We start from the raw sequence: 23,801 nt of genomic DNA on the forward strand, positions 1-23,801 counted from the left end.
CATTTCCCCTTAGACTATTCTATCTCTGCCGCCATGCTAACCAAGCCTGTTGCAAACTTAAAAGAATATTGTGTTAGTATTTAATTCCATTAGGTTTTAACAGATACGGAACCCAGCCCCATGAAACTGCAGCAGCTGCGTTATCTTGTGGAAGTGGCCAAACAAGGTCTGAACGTCTCGGAAGCGGCGGAAAAACTGCATACCTCGCAACCGGGGATCAGCAAACAGATACGCCTGCTGGAGGATGAGCTCGGAATCCAGGTTTTTATCCGCAACGGCAAACGGGTCGTCTCGGTATCCGATCCGGGCCGCGAGGTCCTCAAAATATCGGAGCGCATCCTGCGCGAGGCCCATAATCTGAAGCGCGTCGGCGACGAATTTTCGCGCGAAAGCGAAGGCTCGCTGACCATTGCGACGACGCACACCCAGGCCCGCTACGCGCTGCCCGGCCCTATCGCCGAGTTCGTCAAGCGCTACCCGGGCGTCCGGCTGTCGATCAAACAGGGCAGCCCGACCCAGATCTGCGAAATGGTGATACAGGGCGAAGCCGATATCGCCATCGCCACCGAAGGCATCGCGCTGTTTCCCGAACTCGCCATGCTCCCGTGCTACGAATGGAACCGCAGCGTGGTCGTGCCGGAAGGACACGTCCTGCTCGAACTCGGGCATCCGATTACGCTCGACGAGATCGTCCGTTATCCGCTGGTCACCTATGACTTCGCCTTCTCCGGCCGCTCCAAGATCAACAAGGCTTTCGCCAACGCCGACCTGACGCCAAACGTGGTGCTGACCGCCATCGACACCGACGTCATCAAGACTTACGTCGGCCTCGGTCTCGGTATCGGCATCATCGCCAGCATGGCGTACGAACCGGAACGCGACAACCACCTGCGCCTCATCGACGCCAGCCATCTGTTCGAATCGTCGACCACCAAGATCGGCATACGCAAGGATGCGTATCTGCGCGGGTTCGCTTATACCTTCATCGAATTGTTCGCCCCGCACCTGACGCGGCGCGAGGTGGAAGCCTCGCTGCTCGCGGGGGACCCGGACAATTGAGGCTGCGCGGGGGGCGCCTGCCGGCGCTCCCCGCCGCCGGTTTACAAGGTCAGACCGCCGGTCACTTCGATCGCGGCTCCGTTGATATAACTGGCTTCGTCCGACGCCAGGAAGGCGTAGACATTGGCGATTTCTTCCGGACGCGCCATCCGCTTCATCGGCACCCGCTCTTCCATCGCCTGAATCACTTTTTCCGGCATCGCCTTCAGAATCGGAGTGGCGACAAAGCCCGGACATACCGCATTGGCCCGGATCCCCTTCTTGCCCAGCTCCTTGGCCCACGTCTTGACGAAGCCGATGACACCGAACTTGGTCGCCGCATAGTTGGTCTGGCCGAAGTTGCCGTAGATGCCCACCACCGACGACGCATTGAGAATGACACCCGCACCTTGCGCGATCATGGTATCGATCACCGCGCGCGCGCAGTTGTACACGCCCTTCAGGTTGATGTCGATCACCTTGTCGAATTGCTCGTCCGTCATTTTTGCCAACTGCGCGTCGAGAACGATACCGGCATTATTGACCAGTACGTCGATGCGGCCGAAGCGTTCCTTGACATCGGCCACCATGGCCGCGATTTCGGCGCGGTCAGTCACATTGACGCGATAGCCGGCCGCCGTTGCACCCTGCGCCGCCAGTGTGGCGACCACCTCGTTCACGACATCGATATTGAGGTCACACACGATAACAACCGCGCCTTCTTGTGCGAATTTTTCCGCCGTCGCCTTGCCGATGCCGCTGGCTGCGCCGGTAATGATGGAAACTTTCCCTTTCAATCGCATGGCCATTCCTTCATATCACGGATAACTGAAAATTCGGGGACCCGACCACGAGGCCGGGCATTGAACTCCACCCTGGGCTCCGCGCCGTTCTGAAACCGGCGTTCATTATTATCGCTTCCGGTGCTGTTGCAGCGGCATGTTGCACTATGTATATGCTGAAAACTATAGCACAGGCGCATACGTCGTGTGCGGTCGCAATATACTTAATTTGAATATTTTGGTGCATGTCCGTACGCAAAAAAATATGGGCGGATGCGCACAGCGCATCCGCCCATATCCCACCCTCGGCGGCATGATGCCGCAGGGAGAACTCAAGGGAGAACTAGTCGAGACCCTTGCTCTCGAGATAGTCCTCGTAACTGCCCATATAGTGTTCGTAGCCGCCCTTGCCGTCGAGCTCCAGGACCTGGGTGGCCAGCGAGCTGACGAACTGCCGGTCGTGCGAAACGAAGATCAGCGTGCCCTTGAACTGCTCGAGCGCCATATTCAGGGACTCGATCGACTCCATATCCATATGGTTGGTCGGTTCGTCCATGATCAGAACGTTGGGCTTGGTCAGGATCAGCTTGCCGTACAGCATGCGCCCCTTCTCGCCACCGGACAGCACCCGCACCGGCTTGGCCACATCGTCGCCGGAGAACAGCAAACGTCCGAGCGTGCCGCGAATGATCTGCTCGTCGTCGCCGTCCTGACCCCAGTTTCGCATCCAGTCGCTGAGCGTGCTGTCGCTGTCGAAATCGCTTTCGTGATCCTGGGCGTAATACCCGATCTGCGCTTTTTCAGCCCACTTGATGGTGCCGGCATCCGCCGTCACGTCAGGCGCATAGCGGGCATCGTAGGAAGCCGCCAGCAACTTGACCAGCGTCGATTTACCGGCGCCGTTCGGGCCGATCACGGCAATGCGCTGACCGGCTTCCACGATGAGATCCAGATCCTTGAACAGGGGCTTGTCGAAGGACTTGGACAAACCGCTGATTTCGACCGCCTGACGGTGCAGCTTCATCTTGTCGTCGACTTCGAAACGGATGAAGGGGTTCTGCCGCGAAGACGGCTTCACCACCACCATCTCCGACTTCAGCTTGTCGACCTGCTTCATGCGCGACGTTGCCTGACGCGCCTTCGATTTGTTGGCGGAGAAGCGCGCCACGAACTCATGCAGCTCCTGGATGCGCTCCTTGGCCTTGGCATTCGCCGACAGCTGGCGCTCGCGCGCCTGCGACGAGGCGATCATGTAATCATCGTAATTGCCCGGGTAGATCTGGATCGTGTTGTAATCCAGATCGGCCATGTGGGTGCAGACCGAATTCAGGAAATGTCGGTCGTGCGAGATGATGATCATGGTCGAGTTGCGCTCGTTGAGCACATGCTCCAGCCAGCGGATGGTGTTGATATCGAGGTTGTTGGTCGGCTCGTCGAGCAGCAGCACATCCGGATTCGAGAACAGCGCCTGGGTCAGCAGCACGCGCAGCTTGAAGCCCGGAGCGACCTGGCTCATGGGACCGTAATGCAACTCGGAAGCGATGCCGACGCCAAGCAACAGCTCGCCGGCTCGCGCCTCGGCAGTATAGCCGTCGTACTCGGCGAACTTGGCTTCCAGTTCGGCCGCATGCATGTAATCGTCTTCGGTCGCCTCGAGATTGGCGTAGATCGCGTCGCGCTCGGACATGGCGGCCCACATTTCGGTGTGCCCCATCATGACGACATCGATCACACGCTGATCTTCGTAGGCGAACTGGTCCTGGCGCAGCTTGCCCAGGCGCACGCCGTTTTCGATCGCGACTTCACCCCCGGTGGCTTCCAGATCGCCGCCGAGAATCTTCATGAAAGTGGACTTGCCACTGCCGTTGGCCCCGATCAGGCCGTAACGGTTGCCTTCGCCGAATTTGACCGAAACCTTGTCGAACAAGGGCTTCGCGCCAAACTGCATGGTAATGTTCTGTGTACTGATCACGCTAGGGATCCTTAAGACGACTCGCCGTAAGTCTCGGAAAAACGTGGAATTCTAGCACAAGGGGCCCCTGCTGAGCAGTCCGCAATAAATCAATCCGCTATCTTTTGCCGCGCAGGCGAATTCCGCTACAATCTGAAACCATCATCATTTGCAAAATAAATAGGCTGAACTATGCTCACCGGAAGCCTGGTTGCTCTGATCACCCCGATGTTCGAGGATGGAAGCGTCGACTACGACGCGCTCAAGGGGCTGGTTGATTTCCACATCGAAAACGGCACCGATGGCATCGTGGCCGTCGGCACCACCGGCGAATCCGCCACCCTGTCCGTTCCCGAGCACACCCGAGTCGTCGAAACCGTCATCCGGCACGCCGCCGGCCGCATCAAGGTCGTTGCCGGCGCAGGCGGAAACTCGACAGCCGAAGCCATCGAACTGACCCAGCATTGCGCCGCACTCGGCGCCGATGCCATCCTCTCGGTCGTACCTTATTATAACAAGCCGACCCAGCACGGAATCTACCTGCACTTCCGCGCGATCGCCGAAGCGGCCGACATCCCCGTGATCCTGTACAATGTGCCGGGTCGCACGGTGGCCGACATGCAGAACGATACCGTGCTGCGCCTGGCCGAAATACCCAATATCGTCGGCTTGAAAGACGCAACCAGCGACATCGGTCGCGGCTGCGACCTGATGTGTCGCGCCCCGTCCGATTTTGCCCTGTATTCCGGCGAAGACATGACCAGCATGGCTTTCATGCTGTGCGGCGGACATGGCGTCATTTCGGTAACCGCAAACGTCGCACCGCGACTGATGAGCGAACTGTGCCGCGCCTCATTGGGCGGCGATATCGCGCGTGCACGCGCGATCAACAAAAAGCTGATCGGCCTGCACAAGGAACTGTTCATCGAAGCCAACCCCATTCCGTCCAAGTGGGCGCTGGGGCGCATGGGCCGCATCGCCTCGGGCGTGCGTCTGCCCCTGCATCCGCTGTCCGAAGCCTGCCGGCCTCAGGTCGAGGCCGCAATGAAACTGGCCGAGGTCATCTGAACTCCATCCACCAACCCCCTCTGCCAACGATGGGAGCAAGCATGAAACGAAGCGCGCCAGTCGCGATTCTGCTGGCTACCGGCCTTATCGCCGGTTGCAGCACTACTGACCCGGTTGCGAAAGCCGATTTCAAATCGGTAGTCGCCCCCGTCAACCAGACGGAAAAACTCGAAGTCCCGCCCGATCTGACTGCGCCGCAGCAGCAGAGCAAGTATGTGATCCCCGGCAACGGTGCGGCCCTGGCCAGCCAGGCCTCGCCGCAAGCCGCCGCAGCGGCGACGACGCCGGCAGCCAAGCCCGCCGCCGCCAGCGCGGCCCCGGTCGTTCCGGACAACGTCCAGATGGTGCGGGCAGGAAGCCAGCGCTGGGTGACGGTCGACAACAAGTCCGCCGCCGAGCTGTGGCCGCTGCTGAAAGCCTTCTGGCAGGATAACGGCTTCGTGATCGCCGACGACGAACCCGACGTCGGCATCATGGAAACCGAGTGGGCGGAAAACCGCGCCAAGCTGCCCAACGACGGCTTGCGCAAGCTGATGGAATCGGTCGGCATCGGCAGCGTCTACTCCACCGGCGAACGCGACAAGTTCCGCATCCGCCTGGAAAAAGGCGAGCACGGAACCGAAGTCTACTTCTCGCATCGCGGCATGGTTGAAGTCTACATCGATCAGTACAAGAATCAGACCATGTGGCAACCGCGCCCGAGCGACCCGGATCTCGAAGGCGTCATGCTCGCCCGCTTCATGCAGCGCCTGGGCGTGTCCGACGAACAGGCCAGCGCCGCCGTCAAGAAGACGGCCCTGCCCAAGGTGGAGCCGAAGTCGCCTATCGTCGGCGGCACCCTCGGCATCGACGACGCTTTCGACCGCGCATGGCGCCGCGTCGGCCTTGCACTCGACCGCATCGGCCTGGTCGTGACCGATCGCGATCGTTCGCAGGGGCTGTACTACGTCAAGCCGGCCAAGAACGAAGTCGACAAACCGGAGGAAAAGTCCGGCGGCTTCTGGTCGAGCCTCGCGTTCTGGAAGAGCTCGACCCCATCCGGCCTCAAACCGTCCGATGTCGACGCCCGCATCCAGGTCAAGGAGACGACGGCCGGCCATACCGACATCACGGTGCTCGACAAGCAGGGCAAGCCGCTGCTCGACTCGTTCTCGCGCAATACGCTCGAAAAGCTGCACAGCGAACTGGACTGAGCGCAACGCGAACACCCGGCACCCAAACCCGCTTCGGCGGGGTTTTTCACGCCGCTACGCTCGCTCAGGACGAGAAAAACCCGCCGAAGCGGGTTTGGGTGTTCTCGAAATAAAAAACCGGCCATTGGCCGGTTTTTTATAACAGCTCGTGCTAATTACTTAGCAGCGGAAGCGTCAGCAGCCGGAGCGGAAGCGTCAGCAGCCGATGCAGCAGCCGGAGCCGAAGCGTCAGCCGGTGCGGATGCAGCGGCCGGAGCGGAAGCTTCAACTGCCGGAGCGGAAGCGTCAGCAGCCGGGGCTTCATCTTTCTTACCGCAAGCGGAGAGAGCTACAGCCAGCAGGGCAGCAACGAGGAGCGACTGTTTCATTTTTTCTTTACCTTTGAAGATAAGTTGAACAAGACGTCAGTTTAATCGCAGCCATCAAACACGATGGAAACGGCTGAAAATCCTTCAGTGCGCAAATTGTAGCACGAAAAAAAACACTGCATAGAGGGCAAAACGCTCAAATGAGGCACTTGAGCCATCTCGCTCTGCTGCAGCGCAGCAAAGCGGCAGATTTCGACGCTTAAGCTGCCGTGCTTTTGTTTTCGAACCAACCAGATGCGCAGTTTCGAACAGATTTTGTTGTTATTGTGCTACAGGTCGACACAATTGCCAATAAGCAGACGGCCATCCGGTGCAGATAAGCAGTGACATACAACAAAAAAACCCGATTACACCCGATCAATCCCGGATGGCGAAACTGTTGCCTGACCACGACATCCTGAATTGTGGCGCAAGCAGGGCAGCACCATGATAGCGAAACACGTAGGCATAAGACAAATATATATTTCAACTCATATTGCCTAAGCCCGTGCCAAACGGCCTGCGCAGGGGGCGACGGACTCGCAAAACGGGGCCTGCGAACGGGCCCGCACACCGGGGAGCGGCCGGCGGCCGGGTCAGCCGCGCTTCAGTTTGTCACGGTCCGAACACGGCAATGGTTTACAATGACGAACAAGCGCCGATAATGGCGCTGACCCTTGCCCTCGCGCTCGCGCGCCCTGAGCGAGGCTTTCTGACCTTTCCGTGCACGGACGATATTCATGCAAATCACCAAAGACACCGTCGTGACTCTCCATTACGAGATGTTCGACGCCGACAACACTCTGCTCGACAAAACCGAAGAGCCCATCAGCTACCTGCACGGCGGCTACGACGGTATTTTCCCCCTGGTGGAGGAAGCCCTGCATGGCAAGGCGGTCGGTGAAAGCGTCGATGTTAAGCTGGCGCCGGACGACGCCTTCGGTGACCCGGAGGAAGACCTGATCCGCGTCGAGGCCCTGGATGTATTCCCGGCCGACGTGGAAGTCGGCATGATGTTCGAAGCCGATGATCCCGAATCCGGCGACGTGCTGTTGTTCCGTGTCACCGACATCGCCGACGGCAAGGCCGTCGTCGACGCCAATCACCCGCTGGCCGGCACCACCATCCGCTTTGTCGCCAAAGTCGTGGAAATCCGCCCGGCAACGGCTGATGAAGTGACCCACGGCCACGCCCACGGCGAACACGGCCACGATCACCACTAAGCCCGACCGCGTCTCCCCGGCCCCGTCGCGACATGTCGCGACGGGGCCGTTGTCATTTTGCAGCCCGCCCCAACGTCACCCGGTCCAGACCGGCCAGGTCGGGCAGCGTCTCCACCGCCTGCAGCCCCTGATGCAGCAGCAGCGTGCGCACGGCGCTCCCCTGGTCGAAGCCGTGTTCCAGCATCAGCCACCCCCCCGGCAACAGACGTTCGACCGCGCCGGCCGCAATCTCGCGCAGGCAGGACAAGCCATCGTCGCCATCGGTCAGAGCCATCCGCGGCTCGAAGCGCACGTCGCCCTGCTCCAGATGCCGGTCCTGCACCGCAATGTACGGAGGGTTCGAGACGATGAGGTCGTAACGCTCCGCCGGCGGCAGAGCGCGATACCAGCTGCCCTCGCAAAAGGTCACCGCCGCCCCCAGCCGCTCGGCATTGGCTCGCGCGAGCTTCAGCGCCTCCGCCGACAGATCGACAGCACTGACCTGCCATAGCGGCGCCTCGAGCGCCAACGTGATCGCGATCGCACCGCTGCCGCAACCAAGGTCGACCACGCGAGCGCTCTCCCCTCCCTGGCGCGACAACGCGGCCTCGACCAGGTGCTCGGTTTCCGGACGCGGAATCAGCACCGCCGGGCCGACCCGGAAATCGCGCCCGTAAAACTCGCGCTCCCCGATCAGATAGGCCAGCGGCTCGCCGTTCACGCGCCGAGCGGCGAGCGCATCGAAGCGCGCCAGCGCCCCGGCATCCAGTTCCTCTTCCGGATGGCCGACGATGCGGACATGGCTCAACCCGGGACAGGCGAACATCAATAACATCCTGGCCTCGAGACGCGGCAGGGGAAAACGGCGCAAGGCCTCGGCAATTGTGGTCATGCGCTCTTTCTCACGGCAGATCGACGAAGGGCATGCGCCGCTGGATGATACGCGTCTTGCGCCCCAGGCCGGGCGCATTGCGGTGATCGTCGTAGTAGCGGGGATTTGGCACCATGGCAGCCAGCTTGGCGGCCTGCCCTGCCGACAAGCGCGCTGCCGTGGTATGGAAATAGTAATGCGACGCCGCCTCGGCCCCGAAAACGCCATTGCCCCACTCGATCACATTCAGATAGATCTCGAAGATGCGGCGCTTGTCCATGACCGCCTCCAGCATCACCGTGATCATGGCTTCTTCCAGCTTGCGCCACGGCGTTTTCTGGCTGGAAAGAAACAGATTCTTCGCCAGTTGCTGACTGATGGTCGAGCCGCCGGCGACGATATGCCCCTGCTTCAGGTTTTTCTGGAACGCCGCTTCCATTCCATCCCAGTCGAAACCGACATGGTCGACGAATTTGGCGTCCTCGGCCGCAATCATCCCGCGCTTGAGATTATTGGAAATCCGCGCATAGGGCACCCACTTCTGCCGCAACTCCGCTTCGGGGTCATCTTGCTGCAAGGCCGCCAGCCTTTCGTTCATGAACGCGCTGGCGGAAGGGTTGTGATCACGCCAATACAGCACATGCCCGAAAATCCACATGTTGTACAAGAGAATGGCGGCCACCAGGGCCGCCAGAATTTTCAGTGTCAGGCGCATGGAATCAGGAGAGAACCTCGCGCAGCAGATGGGTGACCTTGTGGGTGGCGGGATGAACGCCACGCCAGATGGCGTAGGACTCGGCCGCTTGTTCCACCAGCATGCCCAGGCCATCGGCCAGCATGCCGGCGTTTTCCGCCTGCGCGCGACGCAGGAAAGGCGTGAGCCCCTTGCTATAGACCATGTCGTAAGCGAGCGTGCGCGGGCCGAACACGCCATGCGGCAGCGGCGGCATCTCGTCGTTCAGGCTGGTCGGCGTCGCATTGATCACGATATCGAAACTCTCGCCGCCGAGGGCATCGTAGGATACGGCACGGCACTCGCCCCAGGCGGCGAACTGATGCGCGAGAGCCTGCGCACGGATCAGCGTACGGTTGGCGATGGTCACGGCCGCCGGCTTTTCTTCCAGCAAGGGCGCGAGCACGCCACGAACCGCCCCGCCCGCCCCCAGGATCAGAATGCGCTGACCGGCGATGGCGACGTCGAGATTATCCTTGATGTCGCGCACCAGCCCGACGCCATCCGTGTTGTCGCCATAGACGCGACCGTCCGGATGGAACAGCAAGGTATTGACGGCTTCGGCCGCGCGCGCGCGCTCGCTGACTTCGGTCGCAAAGCGGAAGGCGTCGCCCTTGAACGGCAAGGTCACGTTCAGGCCGAGCCCGCCCTCGGCGACAAAGCGGCGCACGACATCGTCGAAACCGCCGATTTCGGCGAACAACAAGTCGTACTGGATGCTGTCGCCCTGCGCCTGGGCGAATTCGGTATGGATTAGCGGGGACTGACTGTGGGAAATGGGATTCCCGATAACAGCGTAACGGTCGGTCATGGTCGGCTCTCAGAAAGGGTCACGGCAGCGCGAGCTGCACTTCATGTCAGACCAACACTTTGCCGTGAACCGCCGCAAACATCAACCGGCAGTCTGCGGCCAGCGCACCGGATACGCGTCCGGCGCGGCGGCAACGGACCTCGCGCAAGAGCGCCTAAGCGTGTCGCCAGGGCAGCCCGCGCCCCTTCCAGCCGCCGGTGCTGCCGCGCTGGCCGTCCGCGTTGCGGTCGCCCTCGAAGCCTTCCAGCACGTTATAGACATGACTGAAACCGGCCGCCGCCGCCAGCCGCGCGGTTTCGTCGGAACGAACTCCGGAGCGGCACAGAAACAGGACCAGACTCTCCGGATCGACCTGCTTGGCAAGCTGGGTCATGAAGTGGGGATTTTCCGTCATGCCAGGATAATGGCGGAACTCGATTCGCACCGAGTCGGGCACCATGCCGACGAGATCCCACTCCGCACTGCTGCGCACATCGACCAGACAGGCCCCCGGCACCTGCTTCCACAACGTATAGGCCTCGACCGGCGAGACAGCCCCCGAATACGGCAAGCCGAGCCGTGCGCCGCGCTCCTGCGCGGCATCGAGAATTTGCTTGATCTGACTCATGTCTGTCTTCCTCTGGATGCGGCATCTTGGCGCCGTTCGTGTGCTCTGATTATCAGAAATAGTAGGGGCCAGAGCAAACTTCGTTTGCGCACCATAATAGTGCACAACAAAAAATGGCAGCACCTTTTTGGCGCGCAAGACAAACGATGACGGCAGCGATAGCCTTATGCCACAATGCACGAAGCGCACGACAGTGTCTGGCACACTTCGTGCTAATTAGCAGCAGAGCCTTTTCCCAGCATACCTTTTGGTGCACGCAGTCTTTTAGGAGATCATCATGGCGGTTGCAGACGTACTGAAACTGATCAAGGAAAACGACGTCAAGTTCGTTGACCTTCGCTTTACCGATACCCGCGGCAAGGAACAACACGTATCGTTACCGGCTCGCATCGTGCTGGAAGACGGCGAAGCCTGGTTTGAAAACGGTCACGCGTTCGACGGTTCTTCCATCGCGGGCTGGAAAGGCATTCAGGCTTCCGACATGCTGCTGATGGCCGATCCGGCAACCGCCAAGATCGACCCGTTCTACGACGAGCCGACCGTATTCATGTCCTGCGACGTGGTCGACCCGGCCGACGGCAAGGGCTACGACCGTTGCCCGCGCTCCATCGCCAAACGCGCTGAAGCGTACCTGAAGGCGACCGGCGTGGGCGATACCGCCTACTTCGGCCCCGAACCCGAATTCTTCATCTTCGACTCGGTCACCTGGCATTCCGACATGTCCGGCTGTCACGTCAAGATCGTTTCCGAAGAAGGCGCCTGGTCTTCCGCCACCGAATTCGAAGGCGGCAACACCGGCCATCGTCCGGGCATCAAGGGCGGCTATTTCCCGGTTCCCCCGGTCGATTCCGCACAAGACCTGCGTTCGGCCATGGTTCTGCTGCTCGAAGAACTGGGCGTGCCGGTCGAAGTGCATCACCATGAAGTGGCGACCGGCGGCCAGAACGAAATCGGCACCCGTTTCTCCACCCTGACCCAACGCGCCGACTGGACCCAGATCCTGAAGTACGTGGTACAAAACGTGGCCCATAGCTACGGCAAGACCGCGACCTTCATGCCCAAGCCCATCGTTGGCGACAATGGCTCGGGCATGCACGTTCACCAGTCGATCTGGAAAGACGGTCAGAACCTGTTCGCAGGCGACGGCTATGCCGGCCTGTCCGATACCGCCCTCTACTACATCGGCGGCATCATCAAGCATGCCAAGGCTCTGAACGCCATCACCAACCCGGGTACCAACTCGTACAAGCGTCTGGTTCCGCACTTCGAAGCTCCGGTCAAGCTCGCCTACTCGGCCAAGAACCGCTCGGCCTCGATCCGCATTCCGCACGTGGCGAGCCCGAAAGCCCGCCGTATCGAAGCGCGCTTCCCGGATCCGTTGGCCAACCCGTACCTGTGCTTCTCCGCTCTGCTGATGGCCGGCCTCGACGGCATCCAGAACAAGATCCACCCGGGCGATGCGGCCGACAAGAACCTGTACGATCTGCCGCCGGAAGAAGACAAGCTGATCCCGACCGTCTGCGCCTCGCTCGACGAAGCCCTCGACGCACTGGACAAGGATCGCGAGTTCCTGACCCGTGGCGGTGTGTTCAGCAACGAATGGATCGACGCCTTCATCGAACTGAAGATGCAAGAAGTCAACCTGACCCGCATGACCACGCACCCGGTTGAATTCTCGATGTACTACAGCCTGTGATAGCGCCGGACGTCTGACGACGTCCAAAGCGATCCTTAAACCCGCAAGCCCCAGGGCTTTGCGGGTTTTTTCATATGAGATCCCGCCACTGCCGGGTGTGCCCCGCCATCGACGGCATGCTCAGTGGCGTATCGAAACGGCAGGATACAAAGGACGGCACGGAAGAGAGCTTCAATGGAAATTTCGCGACGAATGTCTGTCGATGGTACGGTTAAGAAGTTGTGCCATGGAAAGCTGGAGAAGGCAATGCAACGAAATTCGACCGCTTTCGAGCTTGAAAAACATGCCACCCAGTGCATTCAGGACGTCATCCAGAGTCTTCGAAAAAACCCGGCAGGTCATGGTGGCTGACCTAGCAACCTAAAGCTAACCGGGTTTTCATGATATTAAACTTAACGATAGCGCGCGTTGCTATGCATTAGAATGAATTGGCTCTGACAATATTTCAGCAGCAATCTGTAATTGAGCCTCCACCTCAGCAGCCAACCGCTTCAACTTGTCAGTTAATGAATCGTAACTACTGTCATGCAGCATGATTTCTCCAACGAACAGTGAATTATCCGTCACCTTTGCTGTCACTCGATCACCAATGCGCTTGCTATACGAAGCGTTCTCGACATGGATACCCATCGCACGCCCAAGCTCCACAATGTCAGGCACTGCAAGCAAAGTACCATCCTTTGGAGCACGGATCATCCGAATGCCACTGTATCTGACAAGATTGAGCGGTACCTTATTCCACTCCCCTGTAACCGACCAGTTCACCCACACTTCCCAAGGATTGAAATCGGCAAAGGAGTCTTTAGCAAGGTCCCAGATATGCATGCCTGCCGGTCGCATATTGGTTTCTACCGCTGCTGTCATATCGGCATTACAGAAGATTTCGTTATGATAAGCACCGTTATCCACTGACACCAATCGACGCATGTAGTCACCAGCTGCATCAATCCTTCTTGCGATCCTTTCAGGCAATCGCGCTGGAACGATCTGCTGCATCTCGGCCCGGAACTCATCCTCGGTGGTGTGTTTCTCTGTGATCCATACATGGCCCGCAACATAGTCCCAGCTATATTCTTGAGCATTCTCTATCAACTCTTCGACAATCACGCCGCCCCCCTGATAGGGAGCCAACAGTTCCCATGCTTTAGCGCACTCATCTGGATGGCAGATAACCTGGCAGCCACGACTGTTACCCTCGTTAGCAGGCTTGACAAAGGCATGTCCTCCTAACCGGTTGACGACAGAAATGAGCGCATCTAGAGACTCAACCTGAACACTGAAGACAGGTTTGTAACCATCGGGATACGGAGAAGCCGCTTGGTCGAGCTGGCGGAAAACCCGCTTATCCAAACCGGCCATGGCATCTTCAGGAGAAACGCCCGGCAAGCCGAAATACGTCGTCAGGGCCGCGCCCAGCAATACCCCACGGTCTGAGAATGGCAAGACGCCAATCAATTCAAAATCGAGCTGCTTCAAGGTATCAAGCACACATTTAAGTGATCCTTCAAGCATATCCTTACCCAAGGATGTGCTAATCACGACATCTGCAGTAGAATAGTCCTGTGCTTGGGCATGCTCAGTAATCAGAACAAGTTTTGCATTATGATGACTTTTACATATAGCACGCAACTTGGCGATATCGTAAATGCGTACATTGTTATACCCGACAACAATCAGACATCTGCTCATTGCGCGACCTCACATACTTGAGTTTCATCAAAGATACGTTTAACGATGGACTTTAACTCTTCAGGCTTACCACGCAAAATGCCGTTCAGTGGAGATGCATCGGGCGCATACGTAAAACCAACTTTTACCCCACGTGGCTGAGAATTACATTGGTACGATACTAGGTTAGATATCCATTTATTTGATTCAAACTGAATTTCCAGCTGACCACTATAGTGATGTCCAGGATAGACAAACCACCCGAAACACGTGGATTGTTCAACTGGATAAAATTGTTGGCACTGGCCATAGATCTGATAATGTAGATCTACTTGATAAAGATTGATTCCTGTTTTCAGTTCGAAAGTTTCAGCTACACCAGCTCCACCAACCCGGCATGCCACCTCGAGGAAGAGGTAATTTCCATCATCACTTAAAATACCTTCGAAATGAAAACTTCCATCACGATGCCCTAATTTTTTAAGTGTTCGATTAGCCAAATCAATCGAAGAGGAATCATAGGCGGTCTGGACTGATCCCAGAGGTGATCCGAAAGTATAATTTAAACAATCCCCCACATATACACTTGTTATGGCTGAAATCAATTCTCCAGAATTAACGTATCCATCAACATGAAAAACTTCACCAGGAACAAATTGCTCAATAAATATTGTTTTATGATCTGAAAATTCATTGAGATGAGCTAGTATTTCATTAACGCTACCAATAACAATACCAACACTTGACGCTTCCATCCGAGGTTTTATCAAATAGCGTCCTGCAGTCGGAGTTGTACGATAAAAATCTTCAACACTCCAGAAATTTGGCTGGCATATCCCTGCGTCACGGCATAGTGTGCGCATTAAAAATTTGTCACGAAGAGGTAGTACATCCTGAGTTTTGTCTCCCTGGATTCCATAATGCTCTCGCAACAATGCGGCAGGCAGCAGATCATATTCAGACCTTGCTATCAATCGATCTGCATTATTTAATAGTGCATCTAATTTTTCAATTACATAGCTGATATCAAAGGAGGCACAATCCATTATTTTCTTATTGGCGCTTGATGGCAAATCAGATCCACCTCCGGCAAGGCAAAGATATGTAACGTTGTGCTCAAAATGGTCGATTGCCAGGTCATAACGAATTTTATCGAATGGAATTCGATGAAGAATGACAATATTCATGTGCGGTACTCGACTATGAAGTGTGTTTCACTCGCGGAAATAAACGACTTCACCGCTGAGCATGACAAAGAAGTGATGTCCCATAAAGCCTGACCTACAAAAATTTCACGCTCAACGTCTGGTAAGTGCTCACCTTCATTGATGAACAACTTGTCCATCAAAACGGGTAGCCCAGTTTCGTTGCGGGTCAAACGATTGATAGTTCTACCCTTTTCACCAAAAAACACACGAAAGAAAGTTTTCCTATGTTTCTCAGAATCAAAGGAGATATCGTCGCCGACAATCAACCCTACCCAATATGATAAAAGGTCAGCATTACTATGAAGACGAGTGCTATCAACGATATAGGCCCCACCGATCCGAGGATTTATCTCGATAATTTCCCAGCCATCGTCAGAGTGATACCGTGCCTCGATGTGATAGACGCCAGTGTCGATACCTAGGGCAATAAGACATCTAGATACAAAATCAACACCATCTGCACATTCCTTCTCAGACAGAGAAATAGGAGGGCAGACACATGCATTCTCTAAAGTCGTACGGCTATGCGATTGCAAGTCAACTTTTTCGTGAATAGCATGTACAGCAACCCCTGCGATTCCAACACTTACTTCAAAGCTGCATTCAATTCCATTGATATAATCCTCTATAATAAATTGCATGTCTTCATCGAAAACTCCGCAATATGCAGCATCGGAACAGGCCAACTGACGCAAGGGCTCTAGTTCATCATACGAAACAATTCTGTCAGCTCGGAATGCACCGAAAGAGGCAAGACCAACTCTAGGCTTGATGAAGTAGTGATGTAGATTCGTCAGCTGATCAAATAGCTCTTGATCAAGTATAAATACATTTTTTCTAGACAACCCATTCTGCATAAGAGTTTTACGCATTAATAGCTTATCCCGGAGCAAATCAACTATTTCAACATCAATATCATTAGCCCTCAGCACCTTATTAGCATAAGCCATTATGCTTCGATACCCATCCCAAACTGAAATACAACCTACTAATTTAATATCGTTACTTAACGATGACACAAACACATCAACATCGTGTTTATTTAATGAATAACCATCAGTGAAACTGACAATTTCCACTTTATTAAGCCAGTCTGGTTGCAGGCCGCGAGATGATTTAGATGAGAGCACACAAGCTTGATATCCCCGACGATTAATTTCTTCAGCCAGGGGACCAACTTGAGACAATCCCTGATGCGATAAAATAATAAACCCATTTTTCATCATTCTATCCATATTTAAAGCCACCCCAACCAGGGGTGGCACTATCATGCGGCTTGTTTTTCTACACCATAGAGTCGATAAATATCTGCGAAGAACATTTTTAAAAGTTCTTGAATCTCAGACAAATACCGTTTGACATCAATCAAATCCTCTTGACTATCAATCAATAAACTCAGAATATCCCACATATCTTGCGAATGATCTTCTACCAAATCAGTGTTCAGGTGTGCTGACTGTCCAACAATCTTATCTTTTCCAATAGAATCCGTGAGCGCCTTTATTTGCTTAGGAGTAATTTTCTGCGTTGTATATTCAACAAGATAGCTATAGCAGATCACACCAAGTGGTTTTTCATGTTCCGCAATAAAATACAGGTATCCTGCCAATAGGCGCGTAAAAAAACTCGGCTCGGTTTTGTAAATTTCCTCTCGCGTTACACCGATTCGTTCTGCATCCTGCATGAATAGAATATCATGCAGCATTTCCTCATCTTGATAAGCGGCATACAGCTTTGCGGCCTCCGCGTGCAGCTTCGATACTTTATGTAATGTATTTGCTTGTGCACTTCGCATCAATCGGATGCGCCATGCATGCTCAATTAGTGACTGCCTGTAGTATGGCATCTCGATCTGCTTGCCTTCGAAATGCTTGGCAAAAGGCACAGTACGATTCCATTCTTCAATTTTTTCATCAAGGAACTTGTCAATTTCTTGCTTTGCTTCTGCACTTTCCTCTTTGCTAAGGAATGGTTTGCAACGATAGATAGAGCGGTCGGTGATACGATTGCGATTTTCCATAGAAATTTTCTCCTAGTTAACTTCACTTAATACTACATCACCAAATGCCTTGCACTGGCAGGCCAACCGCATCGACGAATCATTTTCTTTGATAAGTTCAAACAATCGATCTTCCCTTGCGGTTTTTCTGGTCAGGTTCTCTGCACCATTAATAACTTTGATCGCGCAAGTTCCACAGTTTCCAGATTTGCAACCAAACATTATTATGTCTTCAATTTCAATCAAATCGATGGCATCAGTAAACTCAACAGAGACTCCAGCTTTAACGAATGTCAATATCGGCATGTAACAGCGACTCCAGATCTTTTCGATTAAGTAGCAACCAAACGAAAATTCCAACGACTCCCAGTATTCCTATTAATTGTGTGTTGATCGATGAAGGCAGCATACGCATGATGACAACGGTTAATCCTGTGCCGAGCCCAACAGAGACCTCCTTGACGAACATTGCGTCCCTGCGAGCAGCGAAATAATCCAGATAACTCAGCGAGCACTCGGCGATCGACAGGATTGTCAGCCATACTGTCGCTCCGAAAAAGGTGTGAACCTTGAAGGTCGCAGGTACTGAAAGCACCACAAAGCCGACAATGATCATGGCGATAATGCATTGAAGCTTGAATCGTCCCGTACGCTCGATCAGATGCATCACTGGCATCTGGAGCAAAACGACGACTGCACTATTCAGAATAAGCATCAACCCGTACCACTCGGGTAACCTCCCTGTTTTCTGGATAATTGCTTGGGGAAGAATAGAGAATACAGAGAATAGCTTGATGCCTATGACTATCCCGGCAATGCTCCAGGTTAGTTTTGTCTTCAAACTGCGATGCCTGCTGGCAACGGGAGTGGATACGACTGGCGACACCTCGCCCCATGCGATAGGCACACATAGCAGCACGACCAGGGCGGCGCCGACGAAAAACAGACAAGGGCTCAATTCAGGAATAATCAGGATCAAACCGGCGAGTAAACTACCCAGGTTCAACGCTATTTTGTTGTAAGCAGCGCCCTCTTTCGAGCGCGAAGCCTCACTCTTGATTAGATAGCCTGCAATAGATATACCGTAAACGAGTAACAATGCAGCCAACACAGTAAAAATTGGATTACTGCTTGCAGCAAAAATAAGCAAGCCACATCCAGCGATGAGTAGAGTAATGCTCAGTGACTGCGTACCAAACCAGACGAGCGTCAGCGGAGTCAACAGTAGAAAGGCACGGTAGCCGAGTGCAAGAACACCGTTAGTACTGGCATCAAGCCATACATTGGCTTTACCCAAGACAGAAAATAATGAAACCGCTGTCACCATGCGAATGACAATAAACCGGTAGTTAATGCTTGAAACAGTGAGTATATTTGATACTTGCATCGTCACCACCTGCCAGTTCCTGCAATATAATCGTGATAGCCAAAAATGATGGCTTTGCCGGCATGAGCATTTGAAACCCGAGCACACACGCTTGCCCGCTCTTGCTTTTATTCTATGGCAGCTCTGTTGCAATGATCGCTAACCATTCCGCCATGCGATATATCATCATTGCGCTTTTCAATTGAGCCCATGTATTGATTGCTCGTACTATTCAATTAATCTGGATGAATAATAATGGCAGAGATAAAAAGCAGTAAGGTTAAGTGACTAGAGAATTGACATGACTTTACCGGTAGAATGACCTGTAAAGTTTGAATTGCCCGAGTGCAGTGGATACTTTCTTGCCTTACAATGAGGCGCTCATGGGACGTCATGAGCACCCAGCGTTACCCCGAATATTCAAGATCGCGGCCTATCCGAACGGGCAGCCTGTCCGCCTGGGTGTGCTGCAACACAGGCTGTATCAGTGCTCAAGCGCTATACGCAACCGATAGAGAATCACGCGGCGGTAGGCAAGCCGTCAGAAGAAATCCGCGTCTGAAGGCTGACGTGAAACGCGTGCCGGAGGGACGACGTTCTCGATCAGCCTGCCTTCGCCGTACTGGGCGCTATGCTGCGCGAACGGTTGTGGCACCGAACCGATTGGAACAACAAATCAACGGCTAAGCCCCCTATCAGGTCGGCGTAACGGATATGGCCTCTATCCGCACGCACGAAGGCTGGCGATCAACGACCTCATGATGGCGGTCTGGCGCCGTAGGCCGTTGCAGTCAGTCATTGTGCATTCCGGTCGGGGCCGCCCGTTCAGCCGTCATGACGGCAAGCCTTCCTGGCTGCACACCATCTGCAGCCGGGCATGAGCCGCCGCGGCAACGGCTACCGCAGCGGGAACGGATATGGCGAAACATCTATCGGGATCGCGGACAGACCAGGCGCGATCTGCCCGATTACATCGTGATGTTTACAACCCGAAGCTCCGTCATGCTTATGCTGGCGGCGTTTCTCCGGTAGAGTTTGAACGGCAATATTTCAACCGGCAGGAAATTGTCTACTGATGCAGGGGCGATTCGGTCTATAGGTCTAACTTGTGAATATCCTAAGAATAACCTTCCAAGAAGGCATCCCCAAGGTACAACAGATTGTCGAGCACCTCGCCGCTGCCATTGCGGACGGGGCTTTACAGCCTGGAGCAAAGTTGCCCGCGATACGCGAGATGACACAGGCGCTTGGGGTAAGCAAATTCACCGTGATCGAGGCTCTCGATCGCCTGCGTGGCCGCAGTTTGCTCACTTCGCGCCAAGGGGCCGGGTATTTTGTCGCTCGTCGCTGCATCGGGCCTAACCTCCCCTCCCCCGGCAATCTACAACCCCATGATGTCATCAGTGTTCTGCGGCGCTCGTTGATCACCGCCCAGGGAGCCCTTCGTCCAGGCTGTGGTTTTCTTCCCGAATCGTGGCTGGCGTCAGATGCCATGCGCCAGGCCATGCGCAGCACTGTTCGCTCCAGTCTTCTTCGCGTGGCAGAATACGGCGTTCCTGGCGGCTATCTGCCACTGAAACAGGCGCTCCGGGAAAAACTCGCATCCATGGGCCTCTCGATACCTGCCGAACAGATCGTCACTACGTCAAATACGATGCAGGCTATCGATATGTTGATGCGTCTGCTGATTCGACCTGGCGATGTCGTGTTGTTGGACGATCCCTGCTACTTCAACTTCCATGCCAATCTGGCTCTGCACGGGGCGCGGGTTGTTACCATTCCGCGTGGCCCTGAAGGACTTGATTTCAATCTGCTTGAAAAGGTATTGACGGACCATAAGCCACGTATTTACCTCACCGCCAGCGTCCTGCAAAACCCTACTGGCCTGTCTTTCACGCCAAGTCAATCGTTTCGCCTGTTACAATTGGCACAGCAACATCAGCTCCACATCATTGAGGATGACCTCTACAGCGACATCCATAGCACCCCTCCTCCTCGGCTAGCGGCCCTGGCCGGACTCGAAGCCATCACCTATGTTTCCGGTTTTTCCAAAATGCTTTCCGCAAATGCCCGGGTCAGCTTCATCGCAGCGTCCCCGCAGCTCGCCGCTGATCTCACCAACCTTAAACTCATGAGTGGGGGGTTAACTTCGGAGCTTCTGGAGCAGATCGTTTATCGCATGCTCAGCGAAGGTCACTATGGGAAGCACCTGCAGCGCGTCAATTTACGCTTGATGGAATCGGGGTTGCGTGTTGCCGATTGGTTGAAGGAGGCTGGCTGTACTTTGCCCTATGCCTGCGAAGGTGGAATGTTTTACTGGGCGCAATTGCCCGATGGTCTCGACAGCGAAGCGTTGTCTGTGGCGGCACTTCAACTGGATCTCGTACTGGCTCCCGGTACGCTGTTCAGTCAGCGGCCAGAGGCTAGCCGCTTTGTGCGCTTCAATATTGCGCACAGCGATGACAGGCGGGTTCGGGAAAAATTCATGTCATTGCTGGCATGAGATGAATCGATTGATGGCATGCTCTCTCACCGCTGATCTTGTATCAGCCGACCCGGGTGATGGGCATGACGGCATGCCCATCGGGAACGGAACACGCCATCGGTAAATGGCTGCACTTTGCCTCCCAGGTCATTGCGAGAGCTGATGAGGCGCTGCCTCTATTGCTTGAACAGCTTCTGGATAAGCCACGGCCTGTATCACTCATGCCGAGTACGGCGGAAGTCCGGGCAAAGACCGTGATTGACGATGAGCCGTTAAAACCCATGTCTCTTGAACGGCTTGACCAAGAGGCGGAGGCGAGCCGCTTTCAACGTCTTCGCGTCGCGCCTTCACACGTCTGACTGCTTCAACACCTCATGCCTATATTCCTTAGCCGCGCATCGAATATGCCAGGCATCTGACTGCTGCAGCCATGCCGCTGGCGCAGGCATCTCATGTCAGTGGATTCGCAGATCACAGCGAAATGACAAATAATTTCAAATACATTTTTTATTAAACATTTGACATGTCGGCAAGGTAAACCTTTCAAGGCATTTCAACTCTCGCGTTTGCAATTTCATTCAAGACCACCTTTTTCACGAGGGGGCAGACTGGGCTTTTATGGTTCCAACAGGAGAGCGGCCTTGAATTTCAGCTATGCGAGCACTATCCGCCAGCGTTTTCCATCCTTGACCACGCAGTCCATCCTTGTGCATGGAATCGATGCCAAGACTTCGACTGTCGAGCACTCTGCAGCCCTATGGCGACTGGCAGCCAAACGCTTGGAGTCGGGCGATGAAAGAGGTTTCGCAGAGATAGCGGCATGGCGACAAGCATTCGCACAGATGGGCTTGAAGCCTACTCAATACCGTTGCGCGGCAGAAGCCTTGCTACGGCGGTTTCGCAAAGAGGGGCTGTTGCCGCAGATCCATCCTCTCATCGATCTATGCAACGCGGTTTCAATTGCCCATGCCATTCCCATTGCAGTTTTCGACATCGATCGCATCGAAGGGAGACAGCTCTGCGTACGTCCTGCAAATGGAAGCGAAATCTACCACGCATTTGATGGCTCGATAGAGCAACCGCATGTTGGTGAAATAATTTACGTGGACGAGGCAGGACAAGCTCATTCGAGAAGGTGGTGTAACCGGCAAAGCGCCGTATCCGCGGTACGGAATTCGACCTCGACAGCCTTGATCGTTGCAGAGGCGCTGCACCCACAAGCGCCTCAAGACTTGCTCCGCCTGCTAGCCGTATTGAAAACATCGCTTACCGATGTCTGGCCACAGACCGATATCGCGGAGGTAAAAGTGGCATGACTGCGGAATTCCTTATCACCTCCCTGATCATAGTGGCTTCGCCAGGTACCGGGGTGGTCTACACCGTGGCGGCTGGCCTGGCTCATGGCTGGCGTGCAAGCATAGTCGCCGCGTTCGGCTGCACCCTGGGTATCGTCCCGCATATGCTGGCAGCCGTTACAGGCCTTGCGGCGTTATTGCACGAAAGCATATTAGCCTTCGAAATTGTCAAATACTGCGGCGTAGCCTACTTGCTGTGGATGGCGTGGAGCTCACTCCAGAGTAGCGGGGTATTATGTATTGAGCTGAACAAGGCACCTCGCTCGCCAGGCTCGGTCATTCTTTCCGGTATTTTGCTTAATTTTCTGAATCCCAAGCTGTCTATTTTTTTTCTCGCCTTTCTACCGCAGTTCCTCGCGCCAAGGGAGCCGAATCCCATGCCACGCATGCTGCAGCTCAGCTTGATTTTCATGGCAGTCACATTTGCCGTTTTTATCATATATGGCGTTTTCTCGGCATCAGTGCGCAATCACGTTCTGGAACGGCCCGCGGTGCTGAGAAGGATGCGCTACGTATTCTCGACCGCCTTTGTATTGCTGGCCGCACGATTGGTGTGGCTTCATTGATTAACGCCAGGGCAGGAAGTGACGCCAAAAGAGTCTGAACCGCCATGTAAATAGGTCGATGCCAGGCTCTCGTCTCCCCTGCGGTATCGGGTCGATATCAGCCGCTTGAAACAGATAGTTTTCAAGCAGAAGCGGATGGTTATTTCATGGCTGAAAGCGGGGATGAAAGGATAGCGCCTTGAGTTTGCACTATGACCCTGATTCCAGCGGCAGTGGGACTGCTCCTGACGGTGGTCGGTTGGCGAGCCAGCGTCAGCATGATGGGCCTGTTCGCCCTGGCGGCAGCCGGCATGCTGTGGTGGATCATGCCCAAGCGGCTAGATGTCGCGCGAGGGGCAGTCAAGGCGGGCCGTGCAGCAGCGAGCCAGGGCTCGCGCTGCGGGATGCGCGCGCTACTGCTGACCGGAATGCTGGATAGCGCGGTGCGAATGGGGTTTCTGACCTTCCTGCCTTTCTTGTTGAAAAGCAAGGGCGCCGGTACCGCCGGCATCGGCCTGTCGCTGTCGCTGCTATTTGCCGGCGCGCTTTCGGCAAGCTGCTGTGCGGCTATCTGGGTGCGCGCATCGGAATGATGAAAACGGTCTGGTTAACGGAATCCGCCACTTCGCTGATGATCTTGATAGCGATATGGCTGCCCTTGTCCAGCTCGATGGCGATGCTGCCGCTGCTTGGATTGGCGCTGAATGGGACCTCTTCGGTGCGGTATGGTGCCGTGCCGGAGTTGGCAGGTGCTGGCAGCAAACGCGATCATGCTTTCGCCCTGTTCTATACCGGAACCATAGGCGGCGGGGCATTGCCGCCTATGTGGTCGCCTCGGCGACGTCGCCGGAGTGCCCACCACAGCGATGGCGCTAG

At 55.2% G+C, this 23,801-nt stretch carries 22 protein-coding genes and 2 pseudogenes; 11 read left to right on the forward strand and 13 right to left on the reverse strand.

Annotation, left to right across the window (positions count from 1 at the left end):
- Positions 1–120: 120 nt before the first annotated feature.
- Positions 121–1,059, forward strand: a complete 939-nt coding sequence (cysB, locus tag G520_RS0110205) for an HTH-type transcriptional regulator CysB (RefSeq protein ID WP_028535576.1) — start codon at positions 121–123, stop codon at positions 1,057–1,059.
- A gap of 41 nt (positions 1,060–1,100) precedes the next feature.
- Here the strand turns inward: cysB and fabG are convergent, their stop codons facing one another.
- The gene (gene fabG / locus G520_RS0110210) at positions 1,101–1,841 is read right to left on the reverse strand and encodes a 3-oxoacyl-ACP reductase FabG (protein WP_028535577.1); all 741 of its coding nucleotides are present in this window, start codon (positions 1,839–1,841) and stop codon (positions 1,101–1,103) included.
- A 322-nt stretch (positions 1,842–2,163) separates the two neighbouring features.
- Positions 2,164–3,792 carry an ABC-F family ATPase gene (locus G520_RS0110215; protein WP_028535578.1) on the reverse strand — a complete coding sequence of 543 codons (1,629 nt, stop codon included), beginning with the start codon at positions 3,790–3,792 and terminating at the stop codon, positions 2,164–2,166.
- 171 nt (positions 3,793–3,963) lie between these two features.
- Between G520_RS0110215 and dapA the strand changes: the two genes are divergently transcribed.
- The 3 genes from dapA to G520_RS0110235 all read left to right on the forward strand — a co-directional run bounded on the left by dapA (position 3,964) and on the right by G520_RS0110235 (position 7,602).
- Complete coding sequence (gene dapA, locus G520_RS0110220) at positions 3,964–4,839, forward strand: 4-hydroxy-tetrahydrodipicolinate synthase (protein ID WP_028535579.1); 876 nt, start codon at positions 3,964–3,966, stop codon at positions 4,837–4,839.
- A gap of 41 nt (positions 4,840–4,880) precedes the next feature.
- Positions 4,881–6,032: an NlpB/DapX family lipoprotein gene (bamC, locus tag G520_RS0110225; RefSeq protein ID WP_028535580.1), complete on the forward strand. Its 1,152-nt coding sequence runs from the start codon at positions 4,881–4,883 to the stop codon at positions 6,030–6,032.
- Positions 6,033–7,119: 1,087 nt separating this feature from the next.
- Positions 7,120–7,602, forward strand: a complete 483-nt coding sequence (locus tag G520_RS0110235) for an FKBP-type peptidyl-prolyl cis-trans isomerase (RefSeq protein WP_028535581.1) — start codon at positions 7,120–7,122, stop codon at positions 7,600–7,602.
- Between the two features lie 52 nt (positions 7,603–7,654).
- Here the strand turns inward: G520_RS0110235 and prmC are convergent, their stop codons facing one another.
- The 4 genes from prmC to G520_RS0110255 all read right to left on the reverse strand — a co-directional run bounded on the left by prmC (position 7,655) and on the right by G520_RS0110255 (position 10,603).
- On the reverse strand, positions 7,655–8,473 hold the full coding sequence (gene prmC / locus G520_RS0110240; protein ID WP_036665989.1) for a peptide chain release factor N(5)-glutamine methyltransferase: 819 nt from the start codon (positions 8,471–8,473) through the stop codon (positions 7,655–7,657).
- Between the two features lie 10 nt (positions 8,474–8,483).
- Positions 8,484–9,167: a monofunctional biosynthetic peptidoglycan transglycosylase gene (gene mtgA / locus G520_RS0110245; RefSeq protein ID WP_028535583.1), complete on the reverse strand. Its 684-nt coding sequence runs from the start codon at positions 9,165–9,167 to the stop codon at positions 8,484–8,486.
- 4 nt (positions 9,168–9,171) lie between these two features.
- Positions 9,172–9,996: a shikimate dehydrogenase gene (gene aroE / locus G520_RS0110250; protein WP_028535584.1), complete on the reverse strand. Its 825-nt coding sequence runs from the start codon at positions 9,994–9,996 to the stop codon at positions 9,172–9,174.
- Between the two features lie 154 nt (positions 9,997–10,150).
- Entirely contained in the window at positions 10,151–10,603 is a 453-nt protein-coding gene (locus G520_RS0110255; protein WP_028535585.1) for a rhodanese-like domain-containing protein, read from the reverse strand.
- A gap of 277 nt (positions 10,604–10,880) precedes the next feature.
- Between G520_RS0110255 and glnA the strand changes: the two genes are divergently transcribed.
- Positions 10,881–12,299, forward strand: a complete 1,419-nt coding sequence (glnA, locus tag G520_RS0110260; protein ID WP_028535586.1) for a type I glutamate--ammonia ligase — start codon at positions 10,881–10,883, stop codon at positions 12,297–12,299.
- Positions 12,300–12,448: 149 nt separating this feature from the next.
- A pseudogene (locus G520_RS24910) lies at positions 12,449–12,663 on the forward strand (integrase core domain-containing protein); the annotation flags it as partial.
- Between the two features lie 47 nt (positions 12,664–12,710).
- Here G520_RS24910 and G520_RS0110270 read toward each other — a convergent pair.
- Genes G520_RS0110270 through G520_RS0110300 form a run of 6 tightly spaced genes read right to left on the reverse strand, consistent with a single transcriptional unit; the run spans position 12,711 to position 18,570 of the window.
- Positions 12,711–13,988: an ATP-grasp domain-containing protein gene (locus tag G520_RS0110270; RefSeq protein ID WP_028535587.1), complete on the reverse strand. Its 1,278-nt coding sequence runs from the start codon at positions 13,986–13,988 to the stop codon at positions 12,711–12,713.
- Entirely contained in the window at positions 13,985–15,154 is a 1,170-nt protein-coding gene (locus G520_RS24915) for an ATP-grasp domain-containing protein (RefSeq protein ID WP_156876918.1), read from the reverse strand. The genes G520_RS0110270 and G520_RS24915 overlap by 4 nt, the downstream gene beginning before the upstream one ends.
- Positions 15,151–16,410 (reverse strand): ATP-grasp domain-containing protein, encoded by a 1,260-nt coding sequence (locus G520_RS24405; RefSeq protein WP_246542734.1) that lies wholly within the window; start codon positions 16,408–16,410, stop codon positions 15,151–15,153. The genes G520_RS24915 and G520_RS24405 overlap by 4 nt, the downstream gene beginning before the upstream one ends.
- Positions 16,411–16,442: 32 nt before the next feature.
- Positions 16,443–17,195 carry a hypothetical protein gene (locus G520_RS0110295; protein WP_051229311.1) on the reverse strand — a complete coding sequence of 251 codons (753 nt, stop codon included), beginning with the start codon at positions 17,193–17,195 and terminating at the stop codon, positions 16,443–16,445.
- 12 nt (positions 17,196–17,207) lie between these two features.
- The gene (locus G520_RS24410; protein ID WP_084637569.1) at positions 17,208–17,480 is read right to left on the reverse strand and encodes a 2Fe-2S iron-sulfur cluster-binding protein; all 273 of its coding nucleotides are present in this window, start codon (positions 17,478–17,480) and stop codon (positions 17,208–17,210) included.
- A complete protein-coding gene (locus G520_RS0110300) occupies positions 17,458–18,570 on the reverse strand; it encodes an MFS transporter (protein WP_211222803.1) in 1,113 nt (370 codons plus the stop codon). Before G520_RS0110300 ends, G520_RS24410 begins: the two co-directional genes overlap by 23 nt.
- A 704-nt stretch (positions 18,571–19,274) precedes the next feature.
- Here G520_RS0110300 and G520_RS25815 point away from each other — a divergent pair.
- The 5 genes and pseudogenes from G520_RS25815 to G520_RS25360 all read left to right on the forward strand — a co-directional run.
- Positions 19,275–19,616 (forward strand): annotated as a pseudogene (locus tag G520_RS25815) (IS3 family transposase); the annotation flags it as partial.
- Positions 19,617–19,648: 32 nt separating this feature from the next.
- On the forward strand, positions 19,649–21,043 hold the full coding sequence (locus tag G520_RS0110305; RefSeq protein WP_028535591.1) for an aminotransferase-like domain-containing protein: 1,395 nt from the start codon (positions 19,649–19,651) through the stop codon (positions 21,041–21,043).
- 623 nt (positions 21,044–21,666) lie between these two features.
- Complete coding sequence (locus tag G520_RS0110310; protein WP_028535592.1) at positions 21,667–22,341, forward strand: B3/B4 domain-containing protein; 675 nt, start codon at positions 21,667–21,669, stop codon at positions 22,339–22,341.
- Positions 22,338–22,946, forward strand: coding sequence for a LysE family translocator (locus tag G520_RS0110315; protein ID WP_028535593.1), 609 nt, complete (start codon positions 22,338–22,340; stop codon positions 22,944–22,946). The genes G520_RS0110310 and G520_RS0110315 overlap by 4 nt, the downstream gene beginning before the upstream one ends.
- Positions 22,947–23,137: 191 nt before the next feature.
- Entirely contained in the window at positions 23,138–23,518 is a 381-nt protein-coding gene (locus G520_RS25360) for an MFS transporter (protein WP_028535594.1), read from the forward strand.
- On the opposite strand, the gene G520_RS25365 is transcribed toward G520_RS25360, so the two are convergent.
- Entirely contained in the window at positions 23,493–23,687 is a 195-nt protein-coding gene (locus G520_RS25365) for a hypothetical protein (protein ID WP_028535595.1), read from the reverse strand. The two genes, G520_RS25360 and G520_RS25365, sit on opposite strands and share 26 nt — an antisense overlap.
- Positions 23,688–23,801: the final 114 nt, after the last annotated feature.

Origin of the sequence: Paludibacterium yongneupense DSM 18731, from assembly GCF_000422925.1 — a bacterium.
GTDB classification, from domain to species: Bacteria; Pseudomonadota; Gammaproteobacteria; order Burkholderiales; family Chromobacteriaceae; genus Paludibacterium; species Paludibacterium yongneupense.

Coding starts and splice junctions, on each gene's coding strand:
- G520_RS0110235 (WP_028535581.1), top strand. CDS start 7,120: ATGCAAATCACCAAAGACACCGTCGTGACTCTCCATTACGAGATGTTC.
- mtgA (WP_028535583.1), bottom strand. CDS start 9,167: ATGCGCCTGACACTGAAAATTCTGGCGGCCCTGGTGGCCGCCATTCTC.
- G520_RS24410 (WP_084637569.1), bottom strand. CDS start 17,480: ATGCCGATATTGACATTCGTTAAAGCTGGAGTCTCTGTTGAGTTTACT.
- G520_RS0110255 (WP_028535585.1), bottom strand. CDS start 10,603: ATGAGTCAGATCAAGCAAATTCTCGATGCCGCGCAGGAGCGCGGCGCA.
- G520_RS25360 (WP_028535594.1), top strand. CDS start 23,138: ATGACCCTGATTCCAGCGGCAGTGGGACTGCTCCTGACGGTGGTCGGT.
- G520_RS24915 (WP_156876918.1), bottom strand. CDS start 15,154: ATGAATATTGTCATTCTTCATCGAATTCCATTCGATAAAATTCGTTAT.
- cysB (WP_028535576.1), top strand. CDS start 121: ATGAAACTGCAGCAGCTGCGTTATCTTGTGGAAGTGGCCAAACAAGGT.
- fabG (WP_028535577.1), bottom strand. CDS start 1,841: ATGCGATTGAAAGGGAAAGTTTCCATCATTACCGGCGCAGCCAGCGGC.
- aroE (WP_028535584.1), bottom strand. CDS start 9,996: ATGACCGACCGTTACGCTGTTATCGGGAATCCCATTTCCCACAGTCAG.
- dapA (WP_028535579.1), top strand. CDS start 3,964: ATGCTCACCGGAAGCCTGGTTGCTCTGATCACCCCGATGTTCGAGGAT.
- G520_RS0110315 (WP_028535593.1), top strand. CDS start 22,338: ATGACTGCGGAATTCCTTATCACCTCCCTGATCATAGTGGCTTCGCCA.
- G520_RS0110295 (WP_051229311.1), bottom strand. CDS start 17,195: ATGGAAAATCGCAATCGTATCACCGACCGCTCTATCTATCGTTGCAAA.
- G520_RS24405 (WP_246542734.1), bottom strand. CDS start 16,410: ATGGATAGAATGATGAAAAATGGGTTTATTATTTTATCGCATCAGGGA.
- prmC (WP_036665989.1), bottom strand. CDS start 8,473: ATGACCACAATTGCCGAGGCCTTGCGCCGTTTTCCCCTGCCGCGTCTC.
- glnA (WP_028535586.1), top strand. CDS start 10,881: ATGGCGGTTGCAGACGTACTGAAACTGATCAAGGAAAACGACGTCAAG.
- bamC (WP_028535580.1), top strand. CDS start 4,881: ATGAAACGAAGCGCGCCAGTCGCGATTCTGCTGGCTACCGGCCTTATC.
- G520_RS0110270 (WP_028535587.1), bottom strand. CDS start 13,988: ATGAGCAGATGTCTGATTGTTGTCGGGTATAACAATGTACGCATTTAC.